General features: G+C 49.2%; 1 protein-coding gene. It reads left to right on the forward strand.

Annotated elements, in window-relative coordinates:
- The first annotated feature begins 283 nt into the window (after positions 1-283).
- Positions 284-610: a pentapeptide repeat-containing protein gene (locus CJZ98_RS19640; protein ID WP_094592441.1), complete on the forward strand. Its 327-nt coding sequence runs from the start codon at positions 284-286 to the stop codon at positions 608-610.
- Positions 611-776 lie beyond the last annotated feature (166 nt).

Here is a 776-nt window from a genome sequence, read left to right on the forward strand (position 1 = left end):
GGGGCGTACGCCCCTGGAGGCAGCTCAACAGGGAGTTGCAGCATGACCACATCCACCCACTCTCATAAGGACTGGACCGACAAAGGGGGTCACGTCATTTGATCTTGTGCTAGTCTCATCAAGGACGCGACTTTTGGCGCGTTCAGATTGCCTGTGCAAAACGCATAGTCATCTTAATTCACGAGATGGTTAGCTCTTGTCTTTAAGGGACATCGGGCAATCCCTCGTCGCCTAATCTTCCCTCAACCCCGAGAGACTCTTGAAGCAACCACTTCTCGTTTCAGTGCTTTTTACGGGCGTAGCAGTTGCATCTCTAAATAACCATTCTGTTTTTGCTTATTCGCCTAGCGACTTACAAAAGCTCAATACCACTGGAAGTTGCCCAGGCTGTGATCTTAGCGGCGCAGACCTCTCGAAAAGAAAGTTCACAGGGGCAAATCTGAAAGGGGCAAATTTGAGCAATGCTAACCTTACAGGCACCCAATTCATTGAATCTGACCTTAGAGGCATCAATGTTACAGGTGCTGCTGTAAGTAAAACCTACATTTGGAAAGGTCTAGTTGCTGCTGATTCTTTTTCCTCAGAGCAGAAGCTAAATAGGGCCTCCTGAGAAAGTCGGAGCCGCTGCCGCCAATACAGATTCTGGCAGTCAGGTGCCTTGCTGAGTGATTATCAAGCCGCAGCTGTCTCAACGCTTGATGGCAGTTTGTTGCGCCTCAGAGCTACAAGCTGGCTGCTCAGAATCTGCAGCCAGAAGGCAAACAAGGCAAAAAGAA

The organism is Vulcanococcus limneticus LL (genome assembly GCF_002252705.1).
In the GTDB taxonomy this organism is placed as follows: Bacteria; Cyanobacteriota; Cyanobacteriia; order PCC-6307; family Cyanobiaceae; genus Vulcanococcus; species Vulcanococcus limneticus.